The following is a 25,702-nucleotide window of genomic DNA, read 5'->3' on the forward strand; positions in this document are numbered from 1 at the left end:
AGAGTGCAGCACAATGGCTTCACACCTGATGCCGGGATTCAAACCAGGGCGTAATAAGCATATGTGGAATTGCCAGTGCGGCTAGCGCAGTAAAGAGTGACTGAATACCCGCTTTGTCCGTGGGATGCATTAGCACAATGGTGCCCGCCGCCAACAGGATTGCTGCTGTCAGTATCGGCCATGTCGCTTGCAGGTAGCGGATGGTACTGTTGCACCCCAGCCGATCGCGCCGCTGCCGGGTTTGCGGGAGCGCATGCAAAATCAGAAAGCCCATTGAAAAACCGACGAAAGGCGGAAGGAGTAATAACGCCAGTGTACCGGCCAGAAGACGCCTGTCCCGGCGGAGTAAGCCCACAAAAATAAGGCCTGCTGCACAGAGTCCCCCTGTGAGGGCAATACCCATAGCAAAAGAGTCTGGCAATGAAAATCCCAGCCCCGCCTCATGCAGAATTGTGCTGAACGCCTGCAAATGGAGTGTTGCTGGCGTCGCTATCATGCTTATTCCCCGCGCCAGGCGTTCAATGCTGCATCCATGAGGGGCATCCTCAAGTGCAAAATGTATGGCAGAGGCCAGGAGAAAAATGGGCAGCGCCAGTGCCGGCGCACCGTGCCACCAGAACAGACAGAGGACAATTACCAGCCCATAGGCGGCAAGGAACGGGAACTGACGCTCGCGTTTAACGACGTCAAGATCGCTGGCACCGTGCGCCATGCCGATAAGGCCAATGGCGACGATTGCAAACAGTACCTGGCCCGCAAGGGGACTGAAAGAGGCAGCCAGCGCTGCCCCCCAGAGTCCTGCCCATCCGAACCGCCCCTGGCCTGTCATCTCCGTACTGCACCAACAGGCACGGCATGAGAAAGGGCTTTCTTCATGTTAGCCGCGGCGTAGAAGGCATAGAAAACTTTTGCGATGATATCCAGAATCAGGAATGCCCAGACCGATGTTGCATCAGTGATGATCCTGAGTCCTTCCGGACCGACCAGAAAAACGATCGGATAGATAAACCATACGATGGTCAGCAAGGCCACATTTTTGTTGTAGGCGCCTGCCAGCGCGTTACCCCGCGTAGCGGCTATGGCACGCAGCGGTCCCCAGAGCAAATAAACAACGCCCAGAAATGCCGCGCATGACCACAGATACCAGACCCATTTCGCGACAGAGGTTTCCGCCAGAGAAGAGACCAGGCCGGTGATGATCATCATCACATCCAGCACAATAATGGCCGTCAGAAAGCCGCCCATTTCTCCCGGCTTACCCTGTTCATGGAAAGCCAGCATGACCAGCCCCGCCAGCAAGAGAGGTGTTGTCACTGACCAGTCAGCATAACGTGCCAGATACACTACCGTACCATTGTCCAGCGTGAGGTTGCCTAACCCGAACGCCATAGCCAGATAGGCAGTGGCAGCAATAAACGGGACGGATGCGTGCACGAGTGTATGGTGACCAAAGGGATATTTCTTGTCGCCCGTCGCGTAGATAATCAGTGATGCGATTGCCATCACCGAAAACCCAATCATGAATGCGGTTTGATCCATTTATCTCTCTCCTGTACTAAGACGCCCGAATCGGGCCAGCAATGCAGTGATGAATTATCGTTAAAAACCATTTATATTCATTCAAAGAATATGCTGACAGTATATGACGATATTTTTATTGTGCTTGCTGGGAGAAAATCACGCCTTTTAATTTAAAATAATAAAGTTAAATTAACGTCTTTTGTGAGCCTTTTAAGCAGTCGATATAAAAACCAATGTAAAGTTGTGTTTCTCAGCGTTTCGCTTCCCTACCAAATCTTTATGAGCAGATAATACACAACACCACCCTAACCAATTGATTTTAATATCAAAAAAATGACATACAAGCCGCAAACCCTGGCCTTTGCACAAGCTAAAAAAATTGCAATAATTTTATTTTTTAATGGTAAATTTAAAACTGCACGCTATGAGAATGATGTGGTGCGATCTCTCATAAAGTTGAAACAACATCAATAAAACCCATTCTTATTCTCTGAGAGAGATAATAAAGTGATGAAAAAAATAAAAAATTTCGCATATTAAATACCCGAACGCTTTTAAGGGGTAAATGCGTAAACTGAGGCTTTTCACAGAGAGAATAATCTCTTAAGCAGGGTAATACTGACATTCTGCGGTGGGTTCTGCCAGCAGTTGCGCGGAAGGGAGATAGTCGCCGCAGCGGTAGCACTCTTTCAGCGTCTGCTCCAGCTTTGCGGCAACAGCCTGATAGACAATGGTCGGATGCCTAAATAACGCCATCCCGATGAAATCCTCACGGGTTGCAGAGTGGGAACGCAGTGATAAGACGCTGCGGGATGGGGTTAGCCTGAGAGATGGGGTTAGCCTGAAGGAAGCAGATGACAGAACGGTGACGCAGGGGTGAAGGAGAGTTGAATGTGGGGGCTGGAGAGTGCGGGTGTTTGTTAGTGTGAGTGATGAGGCTGCAAGCCGTCACGCAGGAGGTTATGGCTCCTGCGAGCGAGTCATTTTCCCCGCCAGGCGGGGCGCAAAGCCATCAGAAGAACGTCATTCCCTGATAAGGCTGAGTCAGGCAGGCTCTGATACGGCTCTCCAGATCGCCATCATGGATCTCCAGCCTGTGGCCATCGGGGTCCAGAAAGTAGAAGGATTTCCCCTCGCTTTTGTTGCGTTTCCATTCTGTTACCCCCGCCGCTCTCAATCGCTCAACGAACGGCTCGAATTCGTCACCCGCAATAGTGAATGCATAGTGGGTGTAATCATTTCCAGCAGAGACGGTATCCAAAGAGAGACAGAGCCAGAGTTCGCCCAGCGACAGATAAGCGCCATGATCCCATGCAGCTTTGGGGATGAAGCCAGGAGTGCCAGTATAAAATCTCAGGCTACTGGTCAGGTTGCTTACTGCGAGGGTGATGTGATTAAGTCCTGTCAGCATGTAAAACTCTTTATCAGAATGCAGAAGAATTTAATTTATAGGATTTAGATTTCTTTGCACACAAAGAGAATTAAGAACCGGTTGTATATCGGCTGACTCTTTGCCGGAATTACGTCTGAAACAGGAAATCGAAGCGGGTAATACAGCCGGGACAGGTGCGCGTTGAGCGGGTGACAAAGGCCGGGCTTAGGCGCAAGGGACGACGGCCTTCATGGTGTACACTGGCACAAACTCATTCAGCGTTTAAGGAGAGAATATGTACGGACCGGATCCGGCCAATCCCCATCCAATGGAAGGCTTCCCACAGGTTTGTTTTATTAAAAACACGGTGAAGAACCCCAATATCATCATCGGTGATTTTACTTATTATGATGACCCTGAAGACTCAGAAAACTTCGAGCGCAATGTCCTTTATCACTTCCCCTTTATTGGCGACAAACTCATCATCGGCAAATTCTGCGCTATCGCAAAAGATGTTCAGTTCATCATGAATGGGGCTAACCACAGCATGGCGGGTTTCTCGACTTATCCGTTCTACATCTTCGGAAACGGATGGGAAGCCGGTCAGCCTCAGCCCGGCGATTTGCCCTACAAAGGTGATACGGTGATTGGTAATGACGTCTGGATGGGTTATCAGGCGCTGATTATGCCAGGCGTAAAAATCGGCAACGGCGCGATTATTTCGTCACGCTCTGTCGTCACGTCAGATGTCCCGGCCTGGTCGGTTGTGGGTGGCAATCCGGCCAGAGTTATCAAACAGCGTTTCGACAATGAAACCATTTCGACACTGGAGAAGCTGGCCTGGTGGGACTGGCCCGTAGAAAAGATTACCCAACACCTTCCGGCAATTATCTCAGCAGACCTTGAAGCCTTGCCAGACGACTAGCTGTGCAGAAACATCACCGTTCCCTGCGGGCAAGCGGTGGCATTCATCCGTAATGCGTTGGGATACGTTCGCGCAAACTGATGTGCACGTGTCTGCTTTACCACTGGAGCGCGGATTTAAACAGGAGTCGTTATGCTCTACATTTTTAGTGGCCTTCCTGGCTGCGGAAAAAGCACTATCGCGAAACTGTTATCTGAAAAATTAAAAGCAGTGTATTTACGCGTCGATACGATCGAACAGGCATTGCGTAATGGTTCAGCGGCTTCGGGGGACATTGGCCCGGAAGGCTATTTCATCCTTTATGGGCTTGCGCGGGACAACCTCAAACTGGGATTACCGGTTGTCACTGACTCGGTGAATGATCTTAATCTGGTGCGTGATAGTTTTCGGGATATCGCAATATCTTCAGGTGTTCCCTTTCTGGAAATTGAAATCATCTGTTCGGATCCCGAACAGCACCGTGCGCGTGTAGAGAGCAGAATCTCTGATATTCCCGGCTTAAAAGTGCCCGACTGGCAGGCCGTTGTGGAGCGTGTTTATGAGCCATGGAAAAGAGAACATCTGAAGCTGGATACGGCGGGATTATCGCCTGCTGAGTACGTTGAGGAGATTCTTAAGGTCAGCTGTCACACCTGAGCGCCTTTGGCCCGAACTATTGACTGCGCTGAATGTGTTGAACTGAGCGGAGCATCGCGTCCGGCTCTCAGGGTTGAAGCCAATTAAAAAAGTTATCGTCACTCACTTCGCTCAGGTCAGAGCGACGATATCAGTATGATTTCTGCGAGGATAGAAGAAGCACTCCGGGTCAGATCAGGAGCCTGTGTGTTCCAGGCGAAACTTTACTTTCCAGCATTAAAAAATCTATAACTAAAATTCTCGGGTGCTTATTTAAAGACGTTTAATCAGGGAAAATAGAACCAGGCAGTAGCAATAAGGTCGTTTTTAATTTCAAAAACAGCAACACTTTCCAACGGTTGATCAGATAAACCGTGTATTAACTCATGATCGAAAATTTTATTCCCCATTACGATTCTGGAAATAAGTTCTGCTTTAAGATTCGGATTATTAAAACGGTTATTCACGTAAAATTCACGTAAGGACTCCTTCCCGGTGGTAGCAGGACTTTCACCTGGCATCCTATAACCTTTGAAATCCTCTGAAAAGCAAGCGATGAACGCGTCAATATCATGGGCATTGTAGGCTTCAAACTGCGCCTTTACTGGCGAATCTACAGACATGGCAACCTCATCAAATTGAATTTATATGCATTAAAATTGAATACATAATCATATAATACGCAGATAAACAAGTTATGAGCAAGCTGAATTCGATTCTTATCCAGTCTGCTGCTGGCATAACGCCGCCGTGACAGCACACATCGCGCTATAAGGGATAGCAGACGTAACTGTCTGTTATTAAAAAAGGATCACTGAAGTGACAGGTGATAATTGTCAGGAAGCAAGTCACATTGCGTGCAGTGGTTCACAGGCTAAAGCATACGCAATGTGAACAACCTTGAAGATAAGCTAAGTGCTTAAAGGGTGACACGGCGGGTTGGCAAAAGATGATAGTTAATCAGGACATTGCAATAAATCAGTCTGCCAGTCGAGCACATGATGCGCGAGATGAACACTCATACCGGCTTTGTTCGCCTGAAGTGCGCCATACTTAACTATGACTCTGCAGGTGGACGCGTCGCCAGCTTCCCATAGCCCGACAACATTTCAGTAGCATCATCCATCCGCTGACGATCCAGTTTATAGAATACCCAGTTCTTGATGCGTTTCGAGGTCATAATTCCCGCTTTAGCAAGAATCTGTAGATGACTTGTTACAGCAGGCTGACTCAGACCAATTTTTTCAGTGATGAACCCGACACACACACCATCCTCAACCAGATCGCCGTCCTGCTGCTCCGGAAAATGTGATCTGGGATCGGAAAGCCATTCAACAATGACGAGCCGATGCTCGTTACCCAGAGCGCGGAAAATATCGGCCATCGATGTCTTTGCGTTGTTCATATAGCCAATCTCCTATATAGTTATTTTCTTATATAAATTAATCGGGCATATTATGACAACTCAGACTCAAAGGCCAATGGACGGTGTCACGCTGAAAGCTATCTATGCAGCCGCAGGGCGAATCAGGCAAACCATATGCAGAACCCCACTGGAGCCTGCGCAGACGTTGTCTGCCCTTGTCGGAGCGGAGGTCAGGCTTAAGATGGAAAATCTCCAGCATACGGGTAGCTTTAAACTGAGGGGCGCCGTAAACGTTCTTGCCAGTCTCGATGCGGATCAGCGAAGTGCAGGTGTCATCGCCCCCACCGCGGGAAACCATGGCTTAGGACTCGCCTGTGCAGGTCATGCAGCTGGCATACCTGTATCCATATTCCTGCCCTATTCCGCAGACCCTATAAAGGTCTCGGCAATGAAAAGTTATGGTGCTCAGATAACTTTTTTTGAAGACATTGAAGAAGCAAGGCAGGCCGCCCTTGTCACAGCGGAACAGTCCGGGGCGACATTCGTCTCAGCCTACAATAATGAGCAGATGATTGTCGGGGCCGGCACCGTCGGTCTGGAAATCATGGAGGAATGGGCAGATGCCGACGTTATTCTCGTCAACATTGGCGGCGGCGGGCTGGCCTCAGGCATTGCAACGGCCATCAAAGCCATAAACCCGGCTACCGAAGTATGGGCTGTGCAAAGTGAAGCTAGCCCGACTTTTGCCAACTGGACAGAGGCAGGGGAAACGATTCCTGTCGAATTATCGGCGTCAATCGCCGAAGGCATCAGTGGCTATATAGAGCCTGAAGCGATGACCTGGCCACTGATACGTGACCGCGTTGACCGTGTTCTACTTGTTTCAGAAGCCGAAATTAAAGCAGCAATGCTGTTCATGCTAAATCAGCACAGCCATGTCACAGAGCCTTCCGGCGTACCTGCGGTTGCAGCAGCCCTTCGTTATGCGAAGGAGCTGAGCGGGCGTAAGGTTGTCTGCGTCGTAAGCGGCAGAAATATATCTGGCTCACGCTATCTCAACTTAGTTAATGAGGCCGCTCGCTGACGACATTGCGCATTCCACTCAGCGCGGGTAATTTCCCAAAGCTCAGAATCCAGAAGGCCGCTGACATATTCCTTCTTAACAGTTTTAATAAGCCGCATTCCGCTACTGACTGAAATACGCTGAGAGCGGCTGTTAGCGGCGGCTTTAGGTGCGCGTAATACCGCCTTATTCAACACATTAAACCAGTAATCCGTAGCCGCAATACTCGCCTCACGCATAAAGCCGTGCCCCTGATATTCCGGTGCGAGCCAGAATCCGCGATTGTTATCTTCTACATCGTAAAGGCAGATCAAGCCCATGATTTTGTCCGGTGTTTCACAATGTCTGATCGTCCAGCACCATGCAATTCCTTTGGCCATGTCAGGCAACGCAACGTTATTGACATAATTCTCAGCACCATTCTCTGGATAAGGCCAGGGGACCGACGCCACCATATAACGAACGATTTCCCAGCGAGGATAAAGCTTCTGGATCTGTTGAGCATCTTCGGCAACTAATGGTTTTAATATCAACCGATCGGTTGTAAGCGTGGGGATTCGCATGGGCAATGATCCTTTAATAGACAAACTTCTGGTCAGGTTTTATCTCTCTTAAAATACCCCTACCGTCATCTGTTACATCATGCAAAGATGGCATTATGGCTTCAACGTCCGCGCCTGGCACGTAACGGAGATGAACGCAGTGAAATATACGCTGAGAGTAATCCGCGGGGTAACGTTTAAGGGAAAGTCTGCGTTTCCATTCATGCATCCCATCACCTGAATTTTTAGGGATATCCTTTTTAATTTATCCGGGAAAAGGGTGTGGTGAAATATTTCAAACGTGACAAAGCTCGTGGGCACGTAATTTCCATTCGTCAAGCTGAGTGGGGTGGTCAAAAGAGTAATAGACGTTAGCGTCCTCAGGCAGAATATTATGCAGTGCCTGCAGGCAGTTGGCCTCACAGGGCCGCAATTCAATATAGGCACCCGTGATGGGTATGACATCATCCGTGGAAAAGCGTTCTATGCGGTTTATCGCGGCAACCAGTGCGGCCATTTCACCATGCAGTTTGACCCAGTTATGGGTATAGATGCCTGGCGGCATGCTTACATGCATCTGACTGTTTCCAAACGCATAGCGAATGTTACCCCGGAGCCTGTACTCGACTACTGCACAGCAGGACTCAGGACCGAACCCTGGCTGTTTCACTAATTTCTTTTTGTCTTCCAGCGTGCGCCTGACAATCGGATAACCGGAATTAAGGGCATATTCAGTTTTTATGAGTTGCATCAGAGCGTCCTTTACTTGACCATTATTAATCAATCATATGGGGTTCCGGCGCAAAACTCCATAAGAACAGGACACTCATGAGCTGGGAAAGTTAAGGACCTCTTAATAAGAATGCTTTAATCATCCTGTCAGAGGCATGCTGCACCAACGATGGCGCCGACAGAGAACCTTTAATTGATAGCCCACCACGAAAATCCGGATTTCTCCCAACGTGCCTTAAACGCGCAGTTTATAAATTTTTCTGACAATCCTTTCTCCTGTAAGGTTTTCACTGGATGTCAAACTCGCTATCAATGAACCCATCACGCTGTTAACGACGTCTGCTACTGACACAAAGCGGACATACATACCAATGCTTCATCTCCCCTGAAAGACAACGGAGCAATAGCCATCAGGATACTTACACACCTCTGAGACTATTACTCACTCCCCACTCATACTCCTCAAAAAGACTATTCCACTACTGCTCTCCCAACCTTCTCCGACCCGCTATCCGTCAGCGACGCTCTCACCTGTGGCAGGCTTTCCGGGTAATTCTGCTGAATAAACTCAATCATCTTCTCACGCACATAACAGCGTAAATCAAAGGCGATCGGCGAGTTCTGGGCAGTCATCAGCATCCTGATGGTCATGGTTTTCTCGGTGGTGTCGGTTACCTGAAGCACTGAGGTTTCCTGATCCCAGAGTTTGGTTTCACTCAACACCTTCTCGAAATGCTTGCGCAGTGGCTCCAGCGGCATCGAGTAATCCACGTAGAGAAACACTGAGCCTAAAATCTGGGCGTTGTTGCGCGTCCAGTTCTGAAACGGATTCTCGGTGAAGTAGGTAATCGGCAGCACCAGACGACGCAGATCCCAGATGCGCACCACCACATAGGTCAGGTTGATCTCTTCAATCCAGCCCCACTCCTTTTCCACCACCACCGCATCATCAATCTTGATGGGCTGGGTAAAGGCAATCTGAATACCGGCAAACAGGTTAACCAGCGACTTCTGTAAGGCAAAACCGATAATGATACCGGCGACACCGGCACCGGCCAGAATGGTAGTGCCGAATTTACGCACGCCGGGGAAACTCAGCAGAATCAGCGAAACGCAGAATAGCACCAGGATGACAATAACGACTTTCTTAACATAGATAATCTGCGTACGGATTTTACGCGCACGCAGGTTATTGGAAATATTAATGTCATAGCGGATATAAAGCATATCCTGCGCCACGTTGGTCAGCCGGATTAAGACCGAGCAGAATGACATGATAATAAAGACGTTGATGATATTGGTGATGAGATCGAGTGATTCAGGATGAAAATCAATGTAGTTAATCCCGACATTGATCATTAATAACGGCACGAAAAAGAACATCGAACCGCTGAGGTGCTTTTCCAGGGATTTGAATAGTTTTCTGTCACGGCCCTGCCAGTAGCGGATAAACGCGAGCAGGATAAGGCGAGCCAGAAAACCCAGCACAAATGAAAGCGAGACGAGTAATACAACAGGCACCCATGACGGGAAACCAGATAACTCACCGAATAACAATGGCATTATTTTCCCTTTTTGTTAGCTGACAGGCTAAAGCTGTCAGATAAGTGACCCACTCAGTAACCGTTGTCTGCACGGTTATCCGTCTGTAACACAATTAGCGCTCATGAGTATGAACCATAGCAGCGAAGTTGGCAGGAAATGCGCGGTGATGGGATTGCTGAGGCCTTCAGCCTTACCGCATCAGGTCAGGATCTACCATCCTGACCTGAATGCTCCCGGCATTACTGCCATCCTCATTAAAATAACTGATAAAACGCGCTGACTTTCTTATCCTCACTTTCAGCCCTCCCCGGCCACCCGTTAACAGAAAAACGCTCGCCTGTTCACTATCCATCACGCTTTTCATGGACGATCAGTTGCTATCTGCTAATTTTTAAGCTGTTCCCCTGCTGCAGAGAAAAACAACAATATGATTAACACCCTTAAACTTTCCTCTGATTTTCGCCGCAGTTTCCTGTGTGAAGTGCTGGTGCCGCTGGTGGCTATCCTTGTGCTGACATTTGCCGGTGCAGGTACGGCACTGTTTATTGGCACATCACTGACCAATACTGAGGCCCGGCATCAGCAACAGCGGATGATTGAGGCCTCTTTTTCGCAAAGTCTGAATGAGCATCTGCGCCAGCTGCATAGCCTGTCACGCTGGCGTCCCTTTGAGGAGCATCTGGCAGAGGGCAACAGCGACAGGTGGCTGGATGAGAACATCGGGCAGTGGCTCTATGAGATGTTCGGTCATCAGCTGATTATGGTGCTGGATGCGCAAAACCAGATCGTCAGAGTCTGGCGTGAAGGCCAGACCGTCTCCGCAGCAGAGAGTGATCCGCTGATTGGTGATGTGCTGCAAAACACGCTGATCCAGGATCCCAGGCGCCAGGATAACGCCGATTATGCCCGTATCACCCAGCGTGCTGCGGCACTTGCCGTGGGTAACATCCAGCGGGATAGCGATGACCTGCCGCGCTTCCGGCTGGTGAGCCTGAAATTTCTCGATGACGGTTATCTGGCTAGCCTGGCGGAGCGCAATCAGCTGGAGGGACTGCACTTCTCCGACGGTTCGTCTCAGTCCGGCACCAGCGCGCGCTATCTGCTGATCGCCCAGGCGGGCGAGCCGGTCGGCTATCTCAACTGGATCCCCTCCCGTCCGGGCGCGCAGATGCTGCGTACTATCGGGCCGTCTACCGGGCTGGCGGTGCTGGCGATATCGCTGCTCTGCCTGTATATGGTGCGGCGACTCTGGAACTCATCGGTTAACCTCTCGCAATCGATGCTCCGGCTTGGCGCGTCAGAAGCGCAGGCGCAGCATCTGGCATTTCATGATGTGCTGACCGGACTGCCGAACCGCGCGCTGGTGGAAGACCGGCTGACCCAGGCGCTGGCCCTGGCGACGCGCAACGATCAGCGGGTAGCGCTGCTGCTGATCGATCTCGACCGCTTTAAGGCCGTCAACGATACCCACGGTCATCATGCTGGCGATGAGCTGATTATCGCCGTAGCACAGCGCCTGAACCGTATCGTGCGTGCCAGCGATACCGTGGGACGCATCGGCGGCGATGAATTTATCGTGGTGATGCCGGAGGTCGATAACATCGGTCAGGTGAACAGCCTGGCGCAGCGCATGATTGACGAGCTGGCTCAGCCGTTTACCCTGTTCGGCAGCGATGTCTGGAGCGGGGCCAGTATCGGACTGGCGCTGGCACCTAAAGACGGCATCGATCGGCTGGAGCTGATGCGCAAAGCCGATATTGCGCTGTATGAAGCCAAAAGTGGCGGACGTGGCCGGTTTCGTCAGTTTGAACGGGCGATGGATGAGTCAGTGCAGACGCGGCAGACCATTGCCGCCGATCTGCGTACGGCACTGCAAACCCGACAGGGACTGGAAGTGTGGTATCAGCCCCTGATGGACGTTGGCGGTCAGCAGATGGTCGGCATCGAGGCGCTGCTGCGCTGGCATCACCCGACACGCGGCCTGATCGCACCCGGTGAATTTATCGCGATTGCCGAAGAGACCGGCCTGATTATCCCGCTGGGCGAATGGGTGCTGGCTGAAGCCTGTGCCACTCAGCAGCGCTTTCCCGATTTGCTGGTGGCGGTCAATGTCTCGCCCGTGCAGTTCCGCTCTACCGGCTTTGTTGACCATGTGATGACGATTGTCAGCCAGCACGGCGGTGACCCAAAGCGGCTGGAGCTGGAAATCACCGAAGGCGTGTTAATCGAGGATGAACGCGAAGCACGCGAGATTATTGTGTCGCTGCGTGAGGCGGGCTTCCGCATCGCGCTGGATGACTTCGGCACCGGCTACTCCAGCCTCAACTACCTCAGCACCTTCCCGGTGGACAAAATCAAAATCGACCGCTCGTTCACCCAGTCGCTGGGCGTGGCGGAAAATTCCGTGGCGATTGTCGAGTCCGTGGTGAAACTGGGTCACGCCATGGGCCTGATGGTGACGGCAGAAGGTGTGGAGACCGCAGGGCAGATGTCTGCACTGGCAGATGCAGGCTGTAATCAGTTACAGGGCTATCTGTTCAGTCAGGCAGTGCCCGCCGATCAGCTCGCCGCGCTGATGACATTACCTGCGCCAGAGGAGACGCAGCGGGAATAGTGCTGCGCATAGCCTGAGCGGATAACGGCGCTCAGGCTATGCGGAACCATCCTGAGAATCAGGGCAGCACCTCTTGCTATGGGATGCAATACGCTACACGCCCAGGCTATCCAGCAGCGCGGCCGACGTAGCGACCGCGCCAAAGATGCCGCCCTGCATATGGATCATGCTCAGCGCCGCCTCATGATGACGCCGCTCCGTTGCGGCACAGCAATCGGCGAGCACCAGGCATTCAAAGCCGCGATCGTTGGCTTCGCGCAGCGTGGTGTGGACGCAGACGTCGGTGGTAATGCCGGTGAGGATCAGGTTACGGATACCGCGACTGCGCAGAATCAGCTCCAGATCGGTGGCGTAAAACGATCCCTTCCCCGGTTTATCAATCACCACTTCATCCGGCAATGGCGCCAGCTCCGGGATAATCTCCCAGCCTGGTTCCCCGCGCACCAGAATACGGCCACAGGGTCCCACATCGCCTATCCCGGCGTTCATCCGTCGCGAGCGCCAGCGTTTGTTAGCGGGCAGATCGCTGAGGTCTGGCCGGTGCCCTTCACGGGTATGAATAATCGGAAACTGCCGGACGCGCATCGCCGCCAGCACCTGTTGCAGTGGGGCGATAGGCGCGCGGGTCAGGCTCACGTCATAGCCCATGCTGTCGACATAGCCGCCGACGCCACAGAAATCGGTCTGCATATCAATCACGATCAGCGCCGTGTCAGCCGGGGTAAAGCTGCCGTCAAACGGCCAGGCGTAGGGGGTCGAATTAACGCTGTAATCGGGCATTGCTGTTCTCCATTACCGGGCGCGGCATGCGCATTTTAGTGATCAGGGTGTAGCTGATGGCGGCGGTCACCAGACCGATTACCGCTTCGCCAAACTGCGGGAAAGCCACATGGGCGATGACCGCACACAGGCTGCCAATCGCCCAGGCGGCAAACGCGGTGCCACGGAAACGCTGCGCCGGACGCTGCTCGCTGATGCGCGCCATGAAAATCAAGTCCACAATCATCACCGCACCAAACGGTGGCACCACAATCCCCAGCAGGCTGAGCCACTCCAGGAAGTAAGACCAGACCCCCGCCAGCGCCAGCACACCGCCAATGGCACCGAGGATCAGCGTCCAGAGTCGCATTTTGCTGCTGAACAGATGACTGAAACCCACCGCGCCGTTGTAGAGACAGTGGGTGCAGACCGATCCCAGGTTGATAAAGACAAACAGACAGGCCACCACCGACAGGAAGGCGCTATGTCCCATCAGCATCGGCAGGAAGTTCCCGCCGTTGGTCAGCGGATCAACCGCCGCGCCCACCGCCACAATCACCACGCCGAACAGATAGGAGATCACATTGGCGACCGGGAACGCAGAGAACGCGGCGATCACCGCCGAGCGGCCGTTCTTCGACCAGCGGGTAAAGTCAGCGGTCATGGTGCCGGAGTCGGCAAAGCCGGCCACCACCATAGTGACAGCGGTGCCCATGCTCATCGCACCGGCGGCGCTGGCGCTGCCCTTCCACTGCGTCACGATGGAGAAGTCGTGCTGTTTGCCGATCAGCCATAGCGCTACTATCCCCAGCACCACAAACAGCGGCGCGGCAATCATCCCCAGCACCGACAGTGCCCGCACGCCCAGGAACGTGATACCGGTATAGAGGATCATGGCAAAAGCCGTCACCGCCAGCGCATTCCAGCCAAAGGTCTGGTTAATGACCGTACCGGTAAGACCCGTCTGGAAAGCATACCAGCCGATCACCACCGTCGAGAGAAAACCCGAGACCAGAATGTAGCCTTTGCTGCCAAAGGTGCGCCTGGCCTGTAAAGCAAAGTTCATCCCGGTGTTACCGGCGAACCAGCTCAGCGCACCGACATAGGCGAACAGCACCAGGTTGCCCAGCAGAATAGCAATCAGCGCGGGCCAGAAGCCCAGGTGCCAGGTGATAATGCCGCCAAACAGCGCGTTGGTGAGGATCATCGGGAATCCAAACCAGACCGCCGAGACGGAGCGGGTGGAATGGCGATGCGACAGCGGCACCGGCTCATGTTCAAACTCCTGCTCCAGCGCAGGTGTATCAGATTTTTTCATTGGGCGATTCCGGGTTGAAGGTGATTCCACGGCTGAATGCGCTCGAAAGCGGCACTGGCAGCCAGCACTAACGCATCATCAAGATGACGTCCGACAATCTGCATCCCGACGGGCAGGCCGCTGGCGGTAAAACCGGCGGGCACGGACGCGGCGGGCTGTCCGGTGAAGTTGAACGGGTAACAGAACGAGAGCCAGTGATCGTTGCGGACCATACGGCCATCGATGATCTCCGGTCCCTGCATCCCCAACGGAAATGGCGGCACTGCCAGCGTCGGCGTGATCAGCAGATCAAAGCGCTGCATAAAGCGCCACAGGCTGTTGCTGACCGCTTTGCGGGTGGCGATGGCATCGGTAAAGTTTTCCGCCCGCCAGTCGCGCTGCAGCATGGCGACCAGATGCGGCGACATCGCGCTGACCTGCTCCGCCATCATCTGGCGCATGCCGGTAAGATCGCTCTCCATCGCCACCAGCGCGCCAAAGGCGGCAGCCGGATCCGGGAAACCGGGATCGGCCAGTTCCAGCTCCGCACCGATTTCAGCGGCAAAGCGTTGCACCGCCGCGCTGACCACCGCCCGCACTTCCGGGTCAACCGCCACATAGCCAAAATCTGCGCTGAAGGCGATGCGCAGTTTGCCGGGCAGATGCTCTGGTGCACCCAGCCAGTCAACGTCGCTACATGGGATCGAGTGGCGGTCACGCATATCCGGTCCCGCCATCAGTGACATCATCAGGGCGGCATCGCGCACGCTGCGCGTCATCGGCCCGATGTGTTCCAGCGACTCCCAGCTCGACACGCCGGGATAACGTTCATCACGACAGCCGGGCCACAACGGCACCCGGCCCATTGACGCCTTAAAGCCAAAAATGCCGCAGTGCGCCGCCGGAATGCGTACCGAACCGCCGCCGTCGCTGCCCAGTGCAATCGGGCAGAGCCGCGCCGCCACCGCCGCACCCGATCCGGCGCTGGAACCGCCGGGCGTCATCGCCAGATCCCAGGGATTGCGCGGCGACGGGAACAGCGGATTGTGTCCGACACCGCTGTAACCAAACTCAGGCGCGGTGGTTTTGCCCAGCAGAATGGCGTCGGCGGCCAGCAATCGCTCCACCGTGATGTCGTCATCTTCCGGTACGAAATCTTTGTACGCCGCCGAACCGGAGGTGGTTCTGACATTAGCGGTGCAGATTAAATCTTTCACCGCCAGCGGCACGCCTGCCAGCGCGCCCAGCGTTTCTCCACGCGCCCGTCGGGCATCCACTTCTCTGGCCTGTGCCAGCGCCAGTTCCGGTGTCGGCGTACAAAAAGCCTGTATCACCGGTTCCCGCCGCTCCATCCGCGCAAGTGCTGCCCCGGTCAGCTCGCAGGCCGAGACTTCCCCGCTGCGGACCAGTGCGGCCATCGTGGTGGCATCTTCGTCTAATAAGGAGTCAAACATGAGTAACCTCGCCAGAATTGTACCTGTCAGCGAGTGCATGAAGCGTGCCAGATAGCCGTGACGCCAGCGGTCTGAGACAGGGATGCCAGATGGAATACGGCCTGGGATACAAGATCGAATTCTTATGATGTCGGGGATGGGTGGCTGTTTATTTTTTCAGCACGATGATGGCGCAGGACTGCGCGATAAGGGGGCGAGCTGTTCCTCAGCGCTTGTCATGCCAAAGCTCAGTCTGTTGCTGGGTGGTTTTTGATCAGTTTACGTGGAGGACTCTCGCTATATACGATATATTGTTGATATTCGATATTTGCATTTTGCCAGCAGGAGTAAAATCATGATCAGGTCTGATAAAACCACTGGCTTCGACGTCATACCCGTGCCGGCAGGCAGTATTTCCTCTTCCCGCTCCCAGGATGGACAAGCAGAGATCACAGTATCAGTCCCGCACTGCAATGATGAGCCAGCGCAATACTATGTGGTGAAGCGTCCCGACGCTGTGGATGAAGCCGCCTTTAAAATCGCACTGGATGCCGCGTTCCTGGCGGTATCAGGCATCAGTCAGCTCGCCAGTCACGATAAGTCATCTTTCAGCGCTGGGGAAATGGCGACAGCAGAACAGACCAGGCCGCCGGTCACAGTGAGTAACACTACAAAGCTGGAACAACTCAGGAAGCATATTCTGGACGACAGCGAGTGGTTGCCTGCGCAGGAAGTTTCACGCCGCGCTGGTAGCAGTGCCAGTGTGAAAAATCCCAGTGGATTACCTAACCGGTGGAAGCGAGCCGGTAAGATTTTTGCACTTTCCTCCGAAGGCAGGGATCTTTATCCGGCCTATGGGGTGGATGTTGGCGGGCAGCCGTTGCCGCTGATGAAAAAAATTATCGCGCTGTTTGGAGAATCAAAAACACCATGGACCCTGGCCGTATGGTTTGGCACACCAAATAGCTGGCTCGGTAATGAAAAACCTAAGAATCTGATGACGTCGGAACCGGCAAAAGTACTGGAGGCGGCACAGCGGGCAAAGGACGGTCCGGTTCATGGCTAAAAAGATCAAAACGCCCGGCAAAGATGATGATTTATCGGTCTCTATGGTCACCTGGCCGAAAGGTAAAACGATTGACCGCATTCACTGGTCGCAGTATGGCGCTGCGGAGTTCAATCCGGGAAAAGGCGTTGGACGTTTCAGCCCAATTGCTGATCGTGCAGGTCGCATCATACCGACGCTTTATGGCGGTAAAACGCTGGCTGTTGCCCTGATGGAGACGGTATTACACGATCTTCCTGTGCCCTGTGAGAATGCGCCCGTAGACCTGACGGTGCTGAATAAGCTGGCACACAGTCAGCTCACCCCTAAAGAAGAGATAAAGCTGGTGGATCTCAATCCACGCTTTATGAAAAAACATGGCATTACGCAAGGCGACCTGCTGGGTTCAACGGCCGATCACTACCCGGAAACCCGACAATGGGCTGAGCAGATACATCACTCTAACCCGGAGGCACAGGGAATTCAGTGGTCTTCGAAGCAGCATGGCGATAAGGCATTAATGCTTTTTGGCGATCGTATCTGTACTGAAGATCTGGACATTACGCTTGATGCTCAGTCCGCTTCAGAGTCAGCAGATGTGGAACGTGAACTCAGCGCTCTGGCGAATGAGATGGCGCTGATTCTGCTTTCCAGGTTTTAGTGTTCTGCAATGCTTTGCCCGGAATTGGAATTACTCCCCGAGCCAGGCAAAAAAGCACAGTTGCCATTTAAGGATGGTCTGTGCTCAACCTGGTTTTGCGGTTTGCCTGCAAAAATGGCATCCGTGCCTTGTCTCTTATTCCGGAAAATCCGTCTCCACTGACGTCTGTTTCCACGCTTCGATCTCAGCCAGGCGCTCTTTGAGCTTGCTGGTCACGGCGTCATGGCCCCAGGCCCCCATCACCAGATGGCGTGGCGGGTTGTCATGTTCGGTGATGGCGATCATTGCCGTGGCGGCCCGTGCCGGATCGCCTTTCTGAGTACCGCTGTATTCGGACGTCGCTTTCATCCGCGCAGCCGCGGTCTCTGCATATTCCGGCAATTTACTCGGCGTCTGATGCAGTGAGCGTCCGGCCCAGTCGGTGCGGAACGGACCGGGCTCTACGCAGGTCACGTGAATGCCCAGCGGCCCCGCTTCCAGCGCCAGTGAATCGGACCAGCCTTCCACCGCATGTTTGCTGGCAGAGTAGTAGCCTGAGCTGGCAAAGCCAATCAGGCCTGCCACGGAGGTAATGTTGATGACATGACCGCTGCGCGCCTTGCGCATCGCAGGCAGTACGGCGCGCGTCAGGGCGAACAGGCCAAAAACATTGGCATCAAACTGGGCGCGGATTTCACTTTCCACACCCTCTTCCACCGAACTCTGATAGCCGTAACCGGCGTTGTTTACCAGCACATCAATGGTGCCGAACGTGTCCAGTGCTGCGCTGACGGCCTGGTCGATACTCGCCTGACGGGTCACATCCAGCGCCACCGCCAGTGCGTTGTCGTGTCCTTCAACCAGATCGGCAATCGACGACATCTCACGCGCCGTCACGACGACCTTAAAACCACGCGCGATGGTCTGCTGCGCCAGTTCACGACCAAAACCGGTCGAACATCCCGAGATAAACCAGACAGGGCTGGAATGAGCAGTCATGTTAAGACTCCCGATAAGTTTGATGATGTGGTTTAAGACCCGGACGCGAGTGCATCCGGGGATCAAGGTTAGCGAGGCGCGACCGCCTCACTTAGCCCTTAATGCTTTTTATGAAACAGCTGACTGGCGGTGTCGCTGATGATCTGCGCGGCCCCGCGATCGCCCTTCACCATCGACGCCATAAAGGCTTTTGCCTGCTTAAGGGTGATGTGCGGCGGTAACGGCGCGACCTCCGGATCGGTTTTCACCTCCAGCAAGACAGGGCGATCGGCACTGAGCGCACGCTGCCAGGCACCGGCCAGATCGTCCGGGTTATCGACAAAAATTCCGACCATCCCCAGCGACTGCGCAAACTCGGCATACTTCACGTCCGGCAGCTGCTGCGAGGCGTCGAAGCGCGGATTACCCTCCATCACGCGCTGCTCCCAGGTGACCTGATTAAGATCCTGGTTATTGAACACGCAGACGATCAGGCGCGGATCGGTCCACTGCTGCCAGTATTTCTGGATGGTGATCAGCTCGGCCATGTTGTTCATCTGCATCGCGCCGTCACCCACCAGCGCTACCACCGGTTTCTCCGGGTGAGCAAATTTCGCCGCAATCGCGTAAGGCACCGCCGCGCCCATACAGGCCAGGCCGCCGGAGAGCGAGGCACGCTGACCCTGTTTCACCCGATAGTCGCGGGCGAACCAGTTGGCGCAGGAGCCGGAATCCGACGTGACAATCGCGTTGTCCGGCAACTGAGGTGACATCTCCCACACCACCCGCTGCGGATTGACCGGATTAGCGGGTGCCATGGCGCGCTCTTCCATCAGCGTCCACCAGTCACGCACCTGAACCGCGATATCCTCCTGCCAGCTGCGATCCTCTTTGTGGGTGAGCAGCGGCAGTAGCGCACGCAGGGTTTCAGCCGCATCGCCATGCAGATTGACTTCGCTGGGATAGCGCAGGCCAAGCATAGCGGGATCGATGTCTATCTGAACCGCACGCGCCTTGCCCTCTTCCGGCAGAAATTCCGTCCACGGGAAGCCGCTGCCGATCATCAGCAGCGTGTCACAGTTCTGCATTAAATCGGATGAAGGTTTGGTACCGAGCAGGCCAATCGAGCCGGTAACAAAAGGCGCATCGTCCGGCAGCACATCTTTGCCAAGCAGCGCTTTCGCCACGCCTGCACCCAGCACATTGGCGACCTGCACCACCTCAACGGCGGCGTCGCGTGCGCCTGCGCCAATCAGAATCGCCACTTTTTTACCGGCGTTAAGCACGTCGGCGGCGCGTTGCAGGTCCGCTTCGTAAGGAATGACTTTAGGACGCTGATAGCCGCTGCCGGAATGGGTAAAGCCGTGCAGATGCTGCGGCGGCTGCCACTCTTCATCCTGAATATCTTTAGGGATGATGATCACCGCAACGCCGTTTTGCGCTTTGGCAATGCGCACGCCACGGTCCAGCAGATGGCGCACCTGCGTCGTGGTCGAGGCTTCCTGAACGAAGTTGGCGACGTCCGAGAAGATGCGATCCAGATTCATCTCCTGCTGATAGCTGGCACCCCGCGCGGTCGCTTCTGCCTGTCCGGCAATTGCCAGCACCGGGGCATGGTCCATTTTGGCGTCATAGAGTCCGGTCAGCAGGTGGGTTGCACCCGGTCCGCCAGTCGACAGGCAGACGCCCAGCTCGCCGGTAAATTTCGCGTGTCCGGCCGCCATAAAGGCCGCCATCTCTTCATGGCGCACCTGAATAAATTCGATGCCGTCGCCTTTGGCATTCGCACGCTGAATCGCCCCCAGCACGCCGTTAATCCCGTCTCCCGGGTAGCCGTAAATGCGTGTGACGCCCCACTCTTTCAGTCGCTGGACAAAAAAATCACTGGTTTTCATGCTCATCGTCGCGTTTCCCCTCGTTGTCCTTACAGACTTAAAGCGTAGTAGACGATGAGCCATCGCCGTCAACTGTTCGCCATTGCCGGGTATCGCTGACGCAAATCACTGAATATTTGATTCATATCCGCCGTTTCGCCTGTCTCCTCCACCGCCCGGAATACCTGGATTTTCAGGAAGTGACGCCAGCTCACCGGCGCGCTGGCCAGAAAGGCGGTCAGCAACTGATAACGCTGTGGCGTCCAGAGCGTTTCGAAGCGCTGGCGTGCTTCGCCGTGCTCAAAATGATGCACTGGATGCTGTGGCATGTCAGCGCGCAGGCGTTCTGTGGCTTCACGATCCACGCGGTTATCTGTCACCACCACGCCATACTGCGCTCTGGCCGCCGCCACGCTGAGATAGCCACAGCGCACATCCTGCATGACTGCCTCACTATCGCGCTGCGATGGCAGGCCGTAACCGCCCGCGCCGGGTCCGCGCACGTCGACCACATCACCCGGCTGGCAGTGGATCACATCGGTGTTACCGTGATTAATAACTTCACCGTTGCGCCGGGTACGGAAGGTCGACAGCGCGCCGCTCTGCCCGCCCACTACACCCGCCGAGGCAAACACCGACCGGTTACGGTTGCGCGCGGTAATGGTGGTGTTGGGCGAGAAAATCTCAAACGCCATTTCGGTGGCTAAGCCGCCGCGATAGCGACCGGCCCCGGCGCTGTCCTGCGCCAGTCCGTAGCGATGGAAGCGAATCGGCACTTCCGCTTCGTTGATCTCAATCGGGGTATTTTTCAGGAAGGCAGACAGGCCGCCGGAACCGTCGGGTCCGTCATGACGCGGCGTGCCGCCCGCGCCACCGCCCACCGGCCCCAGTGAGGCGACCACGCTGCGGTTGTGCGTCTGGGTACGGATGTTCATGATCGAGTTGCCGCCCGGTGAATTGGCGGGCAGACGCTCCGGCATCGCCAGCGAGAAAACGCCAATCGTCGCAATCTGTGACAGCGCACAGGTCAGCGAGCGCATCCCCACCGCTGCGGGCGCTTCGCAGTTCATTACCGTGCCAGGCGGCAGAATCGCCCGGGTCGGCCGCAGCGTTCCGGCGTTGAGCAGCAGTGAACGATCCAATGTAGAAAGCACATAGGTAACGCCCACCAGCGCCAGCGGATGCCGCTCGCGCCCGCCGGTCGGCATGTTCAGCGACGACGCCAGCTGTGGGTCGCTGCCGGTGTAGTCCAGCTCCAGCCGATCGCCCTGCACCCGCAGCGTAATGGCGATGCGGCAGGGATAACCGCCCTCACCATCTTCATCGGCGTAGTCGGCATAAAAATATTCCCCGTCGGGAATGGTGCTGATAATGCTGCGCGCCTGCGCTTCGGCGTAATCGAGAATGCCCTCAATGCCCTGCAAAAAATCATCGATGCCAAAGCGGGCAATGATGTCGTGGATTTTGCGCTCGCCCACGTTCACCGACGCCAGCTGCGCCTTGAAGTCGCCCCAGTTCTGGTCCGGTACCCGCACGTTGAGCCGCATAATGCTGGCGACCTCTTCATTGAGCTGCCCCTGTTGCATGATTTTCAGCGGCGGGATGCGGATCCCCTCCTGCACGATATCGGTCAGCGAGCGCGACAGCGAGGCAGGCACTGCGCCGCCGACGTCAGTGTTATGAATGTGGCCCACCACGAAACAGACGATTTTGCCCTGATGGAACACCGGCTTCCAGATGTGGATATCGGGCGAATGAGTCGCCACGTTGCCAGCATAGGCGTCGTTGGTAATGCAGATATCGCCCTCGGCGTACTCCTCTATCAGCGCCAGCACCGGTGCATAGTCAATGCCGCTGTACCAGGGCGCGCCAAAGCTGCGCGGCGAGGCAAACGCCAGCCCGCTGCGGCTGACAATCTGACAGGAGAAATCTTCCGTCTCTTTCACAAAGGTGGAGTGCGCGGTGCGCATCAGCGTAAAGGCCATCGCATCGGCCGCAGCAGCGCAGTAGTTCGCCAGGATCTGTAAGTTACGTCCGTCAATCGCCATGTTATGCCTCGTTCGCCGTGATCAGCAGGTTACCGAATGAATCGACCGTGACGCCCATGCCGGGCGGCACGCAGGTGGTGCAATCGTCCTGGGCGATGATGACCGGCCCACTGAGCTGATGTCCGGCGCGCAGCATCGAACGCAGCACTAAATCGACCTGATGCCAGCCGCCGTCGATCCAGGCTCGGGTCTGTTTCAGCACCGGTACGGGTGCTGTGGCGGGGGGAAGTGTGTTGATCACCGGTTTCGGCGTCGGCGAGGCGATGACCAGCCGCAGGTTGATCAACTGCACCGGTGCCTGCGGGTCACAATGACCAAACAGCTGTTGATGCTGGCGATCAAAGGCATCATGCAGCGCAGCGAAGTCCGCCTGCGTCAGCCAGCTCGCCTCCAGCGGCACGTCGATCTCAAACGACTGACCGCGATAGCGCATATCCGCGCTGAACTGCAGGCTGTATGACATGTCGCTGCCGTGCTCCTGCGCCAGCCAGCCGCAGGCGCGCTGCTGCAAGGCTTCGGCTTCACTGGCTAAGGTGTCGGCCAGCGCAGGCGTCAGATCGCCGTAGAGCGTGCGGATAAAGTCGTTGCGGATGTCCGCCACCAGCCCGCCCAGCGCGGAGAGCACGCCCGGCGTCGGCGGCACGATCACCCCTTTCATGTTCAGTTCGCGGGCGAGAAAACAGCCCATCATCGGCCCGGCGCCGCCAAAGGCCAGGAACCAGAATTCACGCGGGTCGAGGCCAAAGCGCGACAGCAGGCCGCTGGTGTCGCTGTACATGCTGGAAATGGCCAGCTGGATAGCGGTTTCGGCGGTTTCTTCGACCGAAATAGCGAGCGCATCCGCCAGCGGCTGCCAGGCCGAACAGGCGGCGACGACATCCACCGTCACCGCGTCATAACCCAGCGCACCGTGGCCCATCATGCCGCAGGCGGCAAAGGCATCGGTGGCGGTCGGCTGCGTGCCGCCGCGCTGGAAGCAGACCGGACCCGGCAGCGAACCGGCGCTGTCCGGCCCCATCTGCAATACGCCCTGCCCATCAATCCACGCCAGCGAGCCGCCGCCCTGACCCACCGAGGTCACGGCGACGGAAGGAATAAAGATCGGGAAATCTCCGATGATTTCGCCGTTGCCCTGCGCCACCTTGCCGTCGATGATCACCGCCACGTCGGCGCTGGTGCCGCCGATATCCAGGCTGAGAATTTTGTCAAAACCGCAGGTGCTGGCGAGATAGCTGGCACCAATCACGCCGGAGGCGGTGCCGGAGAGCACCATCTGCACGCATTCGCGCTTCGCCTGGTCAACGCCCATCACCCCGCCGTTGGATTTAGTAATGCGCGGCGGCGGCTTCACGCCAAGCCTTTTCAGCGCCTGCTCAAAGGATTCCAGGTAGTGGATCACCATCGGCTGCACGTAGGCGTTGATGGTGGCGGTAATAGTGCGTTCATATTCGCGGATGATCGGCCAGATGTCGGCGGAACAGGAGGTCAGCAGTTCAGGCGCCACCTCATCGATAATCGCTTTTACCGTCGCTTCATTGTGCCGGTTACGATAACTGTGCAGCAGCGAGACCACGATGCCCTGACAGCCGGCGGCGCGTGCCTGTTCGATAGCGTCGAGCACGCTCTGGCGATCCACGGGTTGCAGTATGTTGCCCTGCGCGTCGCTGCGTTCGCGGATAGCAAATACCCTGTCGCGGGTAATCAGCGGTGCGGCACGCCGTGAGAAAAGGTCATGGATATGCGGGATTTTCAGCCGGGCCAGGTCCAGCACATCGCAGAAGCCCTCGGTGGCAAACAGCGCCAGCCGCACGCCGCGCCGCTGGATCACCGCGTTGATGCCTACCGTGGTGCCGTGAGTGAAGTAGCCAATTTCAGCGGGATCAATGCCCTGCTGCTGCTGAAACTGCGCCAGTCCGGTTAAGATTTCGCTGCCAGGCTTATCCGGTCGCGACAGGACCTTCAGGGTGTGGATCTGGTTCGTTTGCTGATCGAGCACGGCGAAATCGGTAAAGGAACCACCAATATCCACGCCAACGCGGTATCGCATATCGGGTTAACTCCAGTGTCAGGAAGGGGGAAATTCCATCAGCGTCTCGGGATGTTGCACCACACGCCAGCCGAGCCGCTGGTAGACCTGATGCGCATCCTGGGTCGAGAGCATCCAGCGATGCACCGTTTGCAGCTCCGGGTGTTTCCGGACGCAGGTCGCCAGCCAGCTGCCCAGCCCGTGACCACGCCAGTGTTCATCAATCATCACGTCGCACAGCCAGCCAAAGCGGGTGTAGTCGGTGATCAGTCGGGCAAAGCCAATCTGTTCCTGCTGGTGATAGAGGCCAAACGGCAGCGAACCGGCAATCGCCCGCCGGGTTTTCGCTTCCGGCTGGCCTTTAGCCCAGTAGGACTTCTCCGCCAGCTGAATGTGGATCCAGGCCAGATCGAGCCGCTGGCGATCGGTAGAAACAGTGAACGTATCGCGCTGCCACTGCTGGTCAGCAATCTGTAATGAGTCCATGACAACTCCTTGTATCGGTTGAATTCAGTGTAAAAGGGTTCGCTCAACGATTGAGGCCGTAGCACGCGCCAAAACCGGACAGAGCGACTGATTTTTGGGCAGGGAAAAAATTTTATGCTGAGGGAAAAATCGCAAAGGTTAAAGGGGCAGGAAGCCGGTCTGTGAGCAAAGGCGGGTGTGGTGAACAGCAGACAGAGACAATGCGTGTGGCCGCCCTCTCCACCGGGGAGGTGGCGAGGGGCGGCCAGCCGTTATACGCCGAATTCGACTGAGTTATGTTTGCCGATGAGCGATCGTAACGGCACGCTGCTTTTCATGATGGGGGATTTGATGACGATATAGCTGAAGTACTTATCGATGCCGATCTGCGCGTCGAGCATCTTCTCAATCACTTCCTGGTAATGTTCAATGCTGCGGGTAATAAAGCGCAGCAGATAGTCATAGCCGCCGGTGATCAAATGGCACTCCATCAGTTCATCGACGTCGCGCATCGCACTTTCAAATTTCATAAAGTCTTCGCGGCGATGGCCGGACAGGGTGACTTCGGTAAAGACGGTTACTGAATCGGTGATGCGGGTGAGATTAATGTGCGCTTCATAACCGGTGATAAAACCGGCCTGTTCCAGACGTTTGACCCGTTGCAGACAGGGGCTGGGCGAGAGACCTACGGCGTCGGCGAGGTTAACGTTGCTGATACGGCCATCTTTCTGGAGTTGCACCAGGATGTTGATGTCGATGCGGTCGAGTTTCATTAAGCCGTTCATAGCACCCCCCTCATTGTCAGAGCCTGTTGGGCCAGGCGCTCAATCAAATGTTCAGAA

General features: G+C 55.3%; 23 protein-coding genes and 1 pseudogene. 6 read left to right on the forward strand and 18 right to left on the reverse strand.

Features of this window, described 5'->3' with window-relative positions:
* Nucleotides 1-19: 19 nt before the first annotated feature.
* From AC6I8E_RS11625 to fos, 4 genes and pseudogenes are all read right to left on the reverse strand, one after another.
* Nucleotides 20-829: a Brp/Blh family beta-carotene 15,15'-dioxygenase gene (locus AC6I8E_RS11625; protein ID WP_013358342.1), complete on the reverse strand. Its 810-nt coding sequence runs from the start codon at nt 827-829 to the stop codon at nt 20-22.
* The gene (locus AC6I8E_RS11630) at nt 826-1,539 is read right to left on the reverse strand and encodes a bacteriorhodopsin (protein WP_147789712.1); all 714 of its coding nucleotides are present in this window, start codon (nt 1,537-1,539) and stop codon (nt 826-828) included. The genes AC6I8E_RS11625 and AC6I8E_RS11630 overlap by 4 nt, the downstream gene beginning before the upstream one ends.
* A 618-nt stretch (nt 1,540-2,157) precedes the next feature.
* Nucleotides 2,158-2,277: pseudogene (locus AC6I8E_RS11635) on the reverse strand (phosphonate metabolism transcriptional regulator PhnF); the annotation flags it as partial.
* A gap of 256 nt (nt 2,278-2,533) precedes the next feature.
* On the reverse strand, nt 2,534-2,932 hold the full coding sequence (gene fos / locus AC6I8E_RS11640) for a fosfomycin resistance glutathione transferase (protein WP_095706980.1): 399 nt from the start codon (nt 2,930-2,932) through the stop codon (nt 2,534-2,536).
* A 256-nt stretch (nt 2,933-3,188) separates the two neighbouring features.
* On the opposite strand from fos, the gene AC6I8E_RS11645 reads away from it, so the two are divergent.
* Together AC6I8E_RS11645 and AC6I8E_RS11650 are read left to right on the forward strand one after the other, a co-directional pair.
* Nucleotides 3,189-3,818: a Vat family streptogramin A O-acetyltransferase gene (locus AC6I8E_RS11645; RefSeq protein WP_147789713.1), complete on the forward strand. Its 630-nt coding sequence runs from the start codon at nt 3,189-3,191 to the stop codon at nt 3,816-3,818.
* A 132-nt stretch (nt 3,819-3,950) separates the two neighbouring features.
* Nucleotides 3,951-4,454, forward strand: coding sequence for a P-loop nucleotide/nucleoside kinase family protein (locus AC6I8E_RS11650; RefSeq protein ID WP_497823999.1), 504 nt, complete (start codon nt 3,951-3,953; stop codon nt 4,452-4,454).
* A gap of 266 nt (nt 4,455-4,720) precedes the next feature.
* Here the strand turns inward: AC6I8E_RS11650 and AC6I8E_RS11655 are convergent, their stop codons facing one another.
* Nucleotides 4,721-5,056 carry a nuclear transport factor 2 family protein gene (locus AC6I8E_RS11655; RefSeq protein WP_147789715.1) on the reverse strand — a complete coding sequence of 112 codons (336 nt, stop codon included), beginning with the start codon at nt 5,054-5,056 and terminating at the stop codon, nt 4,721-4,723.
* A gap of 434 nt (nt 5,057-5,490) precedes the next feature.
* Entirely contained in the window at nt 5,491-5,838 is a 348-nt protein-coding gene (locus AC6I8E_RS11660; RefSeq protein WP_013358349.1) for an ArsR/SmtB family transcription factor, read from the reverse strand.
* A gap of 52 nt (nt 5,839-5,890) precedes the next feature.
* On the opposite strand from AC6I8E_RS11660, the gene AC6I8E_RS11665 reads away from it, so the two are divergent.
* A complete protein-coding gene (locus AC6I8E_RS11665) occupies nt 5,891-6,883 on the forward strand; it encodes a threonine ammonia-lyase (protein ID WP_081463849.1) in 993 nt (330 codons plus the stop codon).
* On the opposite strand, the gene AC6I8E_RS11670 is transcribed toward AC6I8E_RS11665, so the two are convergent.
* From AC6I8E_RS11670 to AC6I8E_RS11680, 3 genes are all read right to left on the reverse strand, one after another.
* Nucleotides 6,850-7,425, reverse strand: a complete 576-nt coding sequence (locus AC6I8E_RS11670; RefSeq protein WP_497824000.1) for a GNAT family N-acetyltransferase — start codon at nt 7,423-7,425, stop codon at nt 6,850-6,852. The two genes, AC6I8E_RS11665 and AC6I8E_RS11670, sit on opposite strands and share 34 nt — an antisense overlap.
* Before the next feature lie 274 nt (nt 7,426-7,699).
* The gene (locus AC6I8E_RS11675) at nt 7,700-8,155 is read right to left on the reverse strand and encodes a hypothetical protein (RefSeq protein ID WP_013358352.1); all 456 of its coding nucleotides are present in this window, start codon (nt 8,153-8,155) and stop codon (nt 7,700-7,702) included.
* 452 nt (nt 8,156-8,607) lie between these two features.
* Nucleotides 8,608-9,699, reverse strand: coding sequence for a mechanosensitive ion channel family protein (locus tag AC6I8E_RS11680; protein WP_013358353.1), 1,092 nt, complete (start codon nt 9,697-9,699; stop codon nt 8,608-8,610).
* Nucleotides 9,700-10,108: 409 nt separating this feature from the next.
* Here AC6I8E_RS11680 and AC6I8E_RS11685 point away from each other — a divergent pair, with 409 nt between their 5' ends.
* The gene (locus AC6I8E_RS11685; RefSeq protein WP_147789716.1) at nt 10,109-12,295 is read left to right on the forward strand and encodes a putative bifunctional diguanylate cyclase/phosphodiesterase; all 2,187 of its coding nucleotides are present in this window, start codon (nt 10,109-10,111) and stop codon (nt 12,293-12,295) included.
* Nucleotides 12,296-12,388: 93 nt separating this feature from the next.
* Here AC6I8E_RS11685 and biuH read toward each other — a convergent pair whose 3' ends face one another.
* The 3 genes from biuH to AC6I8E_RS11700 are packed head-to-tail and all read right to left on the reverse strand — an operon-like array spanning nt 12,389 to nt 15,805.
* Entirely contained in the window at nt 12,389-13,075 is a 687-nt protein-coding gene (gene biuH / locus AC6I8E_RS11690; RefSeq protein WP_147789717.1) for a biuret amidohydrolase, read from the reverse strand.
* Nucleotides 13,056-14,372, reverse strand: a complete 1,317-nt coding sequence (locus tag AC6I8E_RS11695) for a purine-cytosine permease family protein (protein ID WP_147789718.1) — start codon at nt 14,370-14,372, stop codon at nt 13,056-13,058. Before AC6I8E_RS11695 ends, biuH begins: the two co-directional genes overlap by 20 nt.
* The gene (locus tag AC6I8E_RS11700; RefSeq protein ID WP_497824001.1) at nt 14,369-15,805 is read right to left on the reverse strand and encodes an amidase; all 1,437 of its coding nucleotides are present in this window, start codon (nt 15,803-15,805) and stop codon (nt 14,369-14,371) included. The genes AC6I8E_RS11695 and AC6I8E_RS11700 overlap by 4 nt, the downstream gene beginning before the upstream one ends.
* 334 nt (nt 15,806-16,139) lie before the next feature.
* Here AC6I8E_RS11700 and AC6I8E_RS11705 point away from each other — a divergent pair, with 334 nt between their 5' ends.
* On the forward strand, nt 16,140-16,850 hold the full coding sequence (locus tag AC6I8E_RS11705; RefSeq protein WP_095706971.1) for a hypothetical protein: 711 nt from the start codon (nt 16,140-16,142) through the stop codon (nt 16,848-16,850).
* Nucleotides 16,843-17,490, forward strand: a complete 648-nt coding sequence (locus tag AC6I8E_RS11710; protein WP_497824002.1) for an RES family NAD+ phosphorylase — start codon at nt 16,843-16,845, stop codon at nt 17,488-17,490. The genes AC6I8E_RS11705 and AC6I8E_RS11710 overlap by 8 nt, the downstream gene beginning before the upstream one ends.
* Nucleotides 17,491-17,625: 135 nt before the next feature.
* Here AC6I8E_RS11710 and AC6I8E_RS11715 read toward each other — a convergent pair whose 3' ends face one another.
* The 6 genes from AC6I8E_RS11715 to AC6I8E_RS11740 all read right to left on the reverse strand — a co-directional run bounded on the left by AC6I8E_RS11715 (nt 17,626) and on the right by AC6I8E_RS11740 (nt 25,645).
* Nucleotides 17,626-18,468, reverse strand: a complete 843-nt coding sequence (locus AC6I8E_RS11715) for an oxidoreductase (protein ID WP_095706969.1) — start codon at nt 18,466-18,468, stop codon at nt 17,626-17,628.
* A 98-nt stretch (nt 18,469-18,566) separates the two neighbouring features.
* Nucleotides 18,567-20,348, reverse strand: coding sequence for a thiamine pyrophosphate-requiring protein (locus tag AC6I8E_RS11720; protein WP_095706968.1), 1,782 nt, complete (start codon nt 20,346-20,348; stop codon nt 18,567-18,569).
* Nucleotides 20,349-20,410: 62 nt separating this feature from the next.
* Nucleotides 20,411-22,369 carry a hydantoinase B/oxoprolinase family protein gene (locus tag AC6I8E_RS11725; protein ID WP_497824003.1) on the reverse strand — a complete coding sequence of 653 codons (1,959 nt, stop codon included), beginning with the start codon at nt 22,367-22,369 and terminating at the stop codon, nt 20,411-20,413.
* 1 nt (nt 22,370) lies between these two features.
* Nucleotides 22,371-24,416 (reverse strand): hydantoinase/oxoprolinase family protein, encoded by a 2,046-nt coding sequence (locus AC6I8E_RS11730; RefSeq protein WP_497824004.1) that lies wholly within the window; start codon nt 24,414-24,416, stop codon nt 22,371-22,373.
* An 18-nt stretch (nt 24,417-24,434) separates the two neighbouring features.
* Nucleotides 24,435-24,881: a GNAT family N-acetyltransferase gene (locus AC6I8E_RS11735; protein ID WP_095706965.1), complete on the reverse strand. Its 447-nt coding sequence runs from the start codon at nt 24,879-24,881 to the stop codon at nt 24,435-24,437.
* 251 nt (nt 24,882-25,132) lie between these two features.
* Nucleotides 25,133-25,645, reverse strand: coding sequence for an Lrp/AsnC family transcriptional regulator (locus AC6I8E_RS11740; protein WP_010247853.1), 513 nt, complete (start codon nt 25,643-25,645; stop codon nt 25,133-25,135).
* Nucleotides 25,646-25,702: the final 57 nt, after the last annotated feature.

The organism is Pantoea sp. X-Soil-YNGN-785, from assembly GCF_059730585.1.

Bases quoted from the DNA above. Each gene is read 5' to 3' on its own strand.
- AC6I8E_RS11675 (WP_013358352.1), bottom strand. From the start codon at position 8,155: ATGCAACTCATAAAAACTGAATATGCCCTTAATTCCGGTTATCCGATT.
- AC6I8E_RS11735 (WP_095706965.1), bottom strand. From the start codon at position 24,881: ATGGACTCATTACAGATTGCTGACCAGCAGTGGCAGCGCGATACGTTC.
- AC6I8E_RS11725 (WP_497824003.1), bottom strand. From the start codon at position 22,369: ATGGCGATTGACGGACGTAACTTACAGATCCTGGCGAACTACTGCGCT.
- AC6I8E_RS11665 (WP_081463849.1), top strand. From the start codon at position 5,891: ATGACAACTCAGACTCAAAGGCCAATGGACGGTGTCACGCTGAAAGCT.
- AC6I8E_RS11660 (WP_013358349.1), bottom strand. From the start codon at position 5,838: ATGAACAACGCAAAGACATCGATGGCCGATATTTTCCGCGCTCTGGGT.
- AC6I8E_RS11685 (WP_147789716.1), top strand. From the start codon at position 10,109: ATGATTAACACCCTTAAACTTTCCTCTGATTTTCGCCGCAGTTTCCTG.
- AC6I8E_RS11625 (WP_013358342.1), bottom strand. From the start codon at position 829: ATGACAGGCCAGGGGCGGTTCGGATGGGCAGGACTCTGGGGGGCAGCG.
- AC6I8E_RS11695 (WP_147789718.1), bottom strand. From the start codon at position 14,372: ATGAAAAAATCTGATACACCTGCGCTGGAGCAGGAGTTTGAACATGAG.
- AC6I8E_RS11630 (WP_147789712.1), bottom strand. From the start codon at position 1,539: ATGGATCAAACCGCATTCATGATTGGGTTTTCGGTGATGGCAATCGCA.
- AC6I8E_RS11645 (WP_147789713.1), top strand. From the start codon at position 3,189: ATGTACGGACCGGATCCGGCCAATCCCCATCCAATGGAAGGCTTCCCA.
- AC6I8E_RS11710 (WP_497824002.1), top strand. From the start codon at position 16,843: ATGGCTAAAAAGATCAAAACGCCCGGCAAAGATGATGATTTATCGGTC.
- AC6I8E_RS11705 (WP_095706971.1), top strand. From the start codon at position 16,140: ATGATCAGGTCTGATAAAACCACTGGCTTCGACGTCATACCCGTGCCG.
- AC6I8E_RS11730 (WP_497824004.1), bottom strand. From the start codon at position 24,416: ATGCGATACCGCGTTGGCGTGGATATTGGTGGTTCCTTTACCGATTTC.
- AC6I8E_RS11715 (WP_095706969.1), bottom strand. From the start codon at position 18,468: ATGACTGCTCATTCCAGCCCTGTCTGGTTTATCTCGGGATGTTCGACC.
- AC6I8E_RS11720 (WP_095706968.1), bottom strand. From the start codon at position 20,348: ATGAGCATGAAAACCAGTGATTTTTTTGTCCAGCGACTGAAAGAGTGG.
- biuH (WP_147789717.1), bottom strand. From the start codon at position 13,075: ATGCCCGATTACAGCGTTAATTCGACCCCCTACGCCTGGCCGTTTGAC.
- AC6I8E_RS11700 (WP_497824001.1), bottom strand. From the start codon at position 15,805: ATGTTTGACTCCTTATTAGACGAAGATGCCACCACGATGGCCGCACTG.
- AC6I8E_RS11680 (WP_013358353.1), bottom strand. From the start codon at position 9,699: ATGCCATTGTTATTCGGTGAGTTATCTGGTTTCCCGTCATGGGTGCCT.
- fos (WP_095706980.1), bottom strand. From the start codon at position 2,932: ATGCTGACAGGACTTAATCACATCACCCTCGCAGTAAGCAACCTGACC.
- AC6I8E_RS11740 (WP_010247853.1), bottom strand. From the start codon at position 25,645: ATGAACGGCTTAATGAAACTCGACCGCATCGACATCAACATCCTGGTG.
- AC6I8E_RS11670 (WP_497824000.1), bottom strand. From the start codon at position 7,425: ATGCGAATCCCCACGCTTACAACCGATCGGTTGATATTAAAACCATTA.
- AC6I8E_RS11650 (WP_497823999.1), top strand. From the start codon at position 3,951: ATGCTCTACATTTTTAGTGGCCTTCCTGGCTGCGGAAAAAGCACTATC.
- AC6I8E_RS11655 (WP_147789715.1), bottom strand. From the start codon at position 5,056: ATGTCTGTAGATTCGCCAGTAAAGGCGCAGTTTGAAGCCTACAATGCC.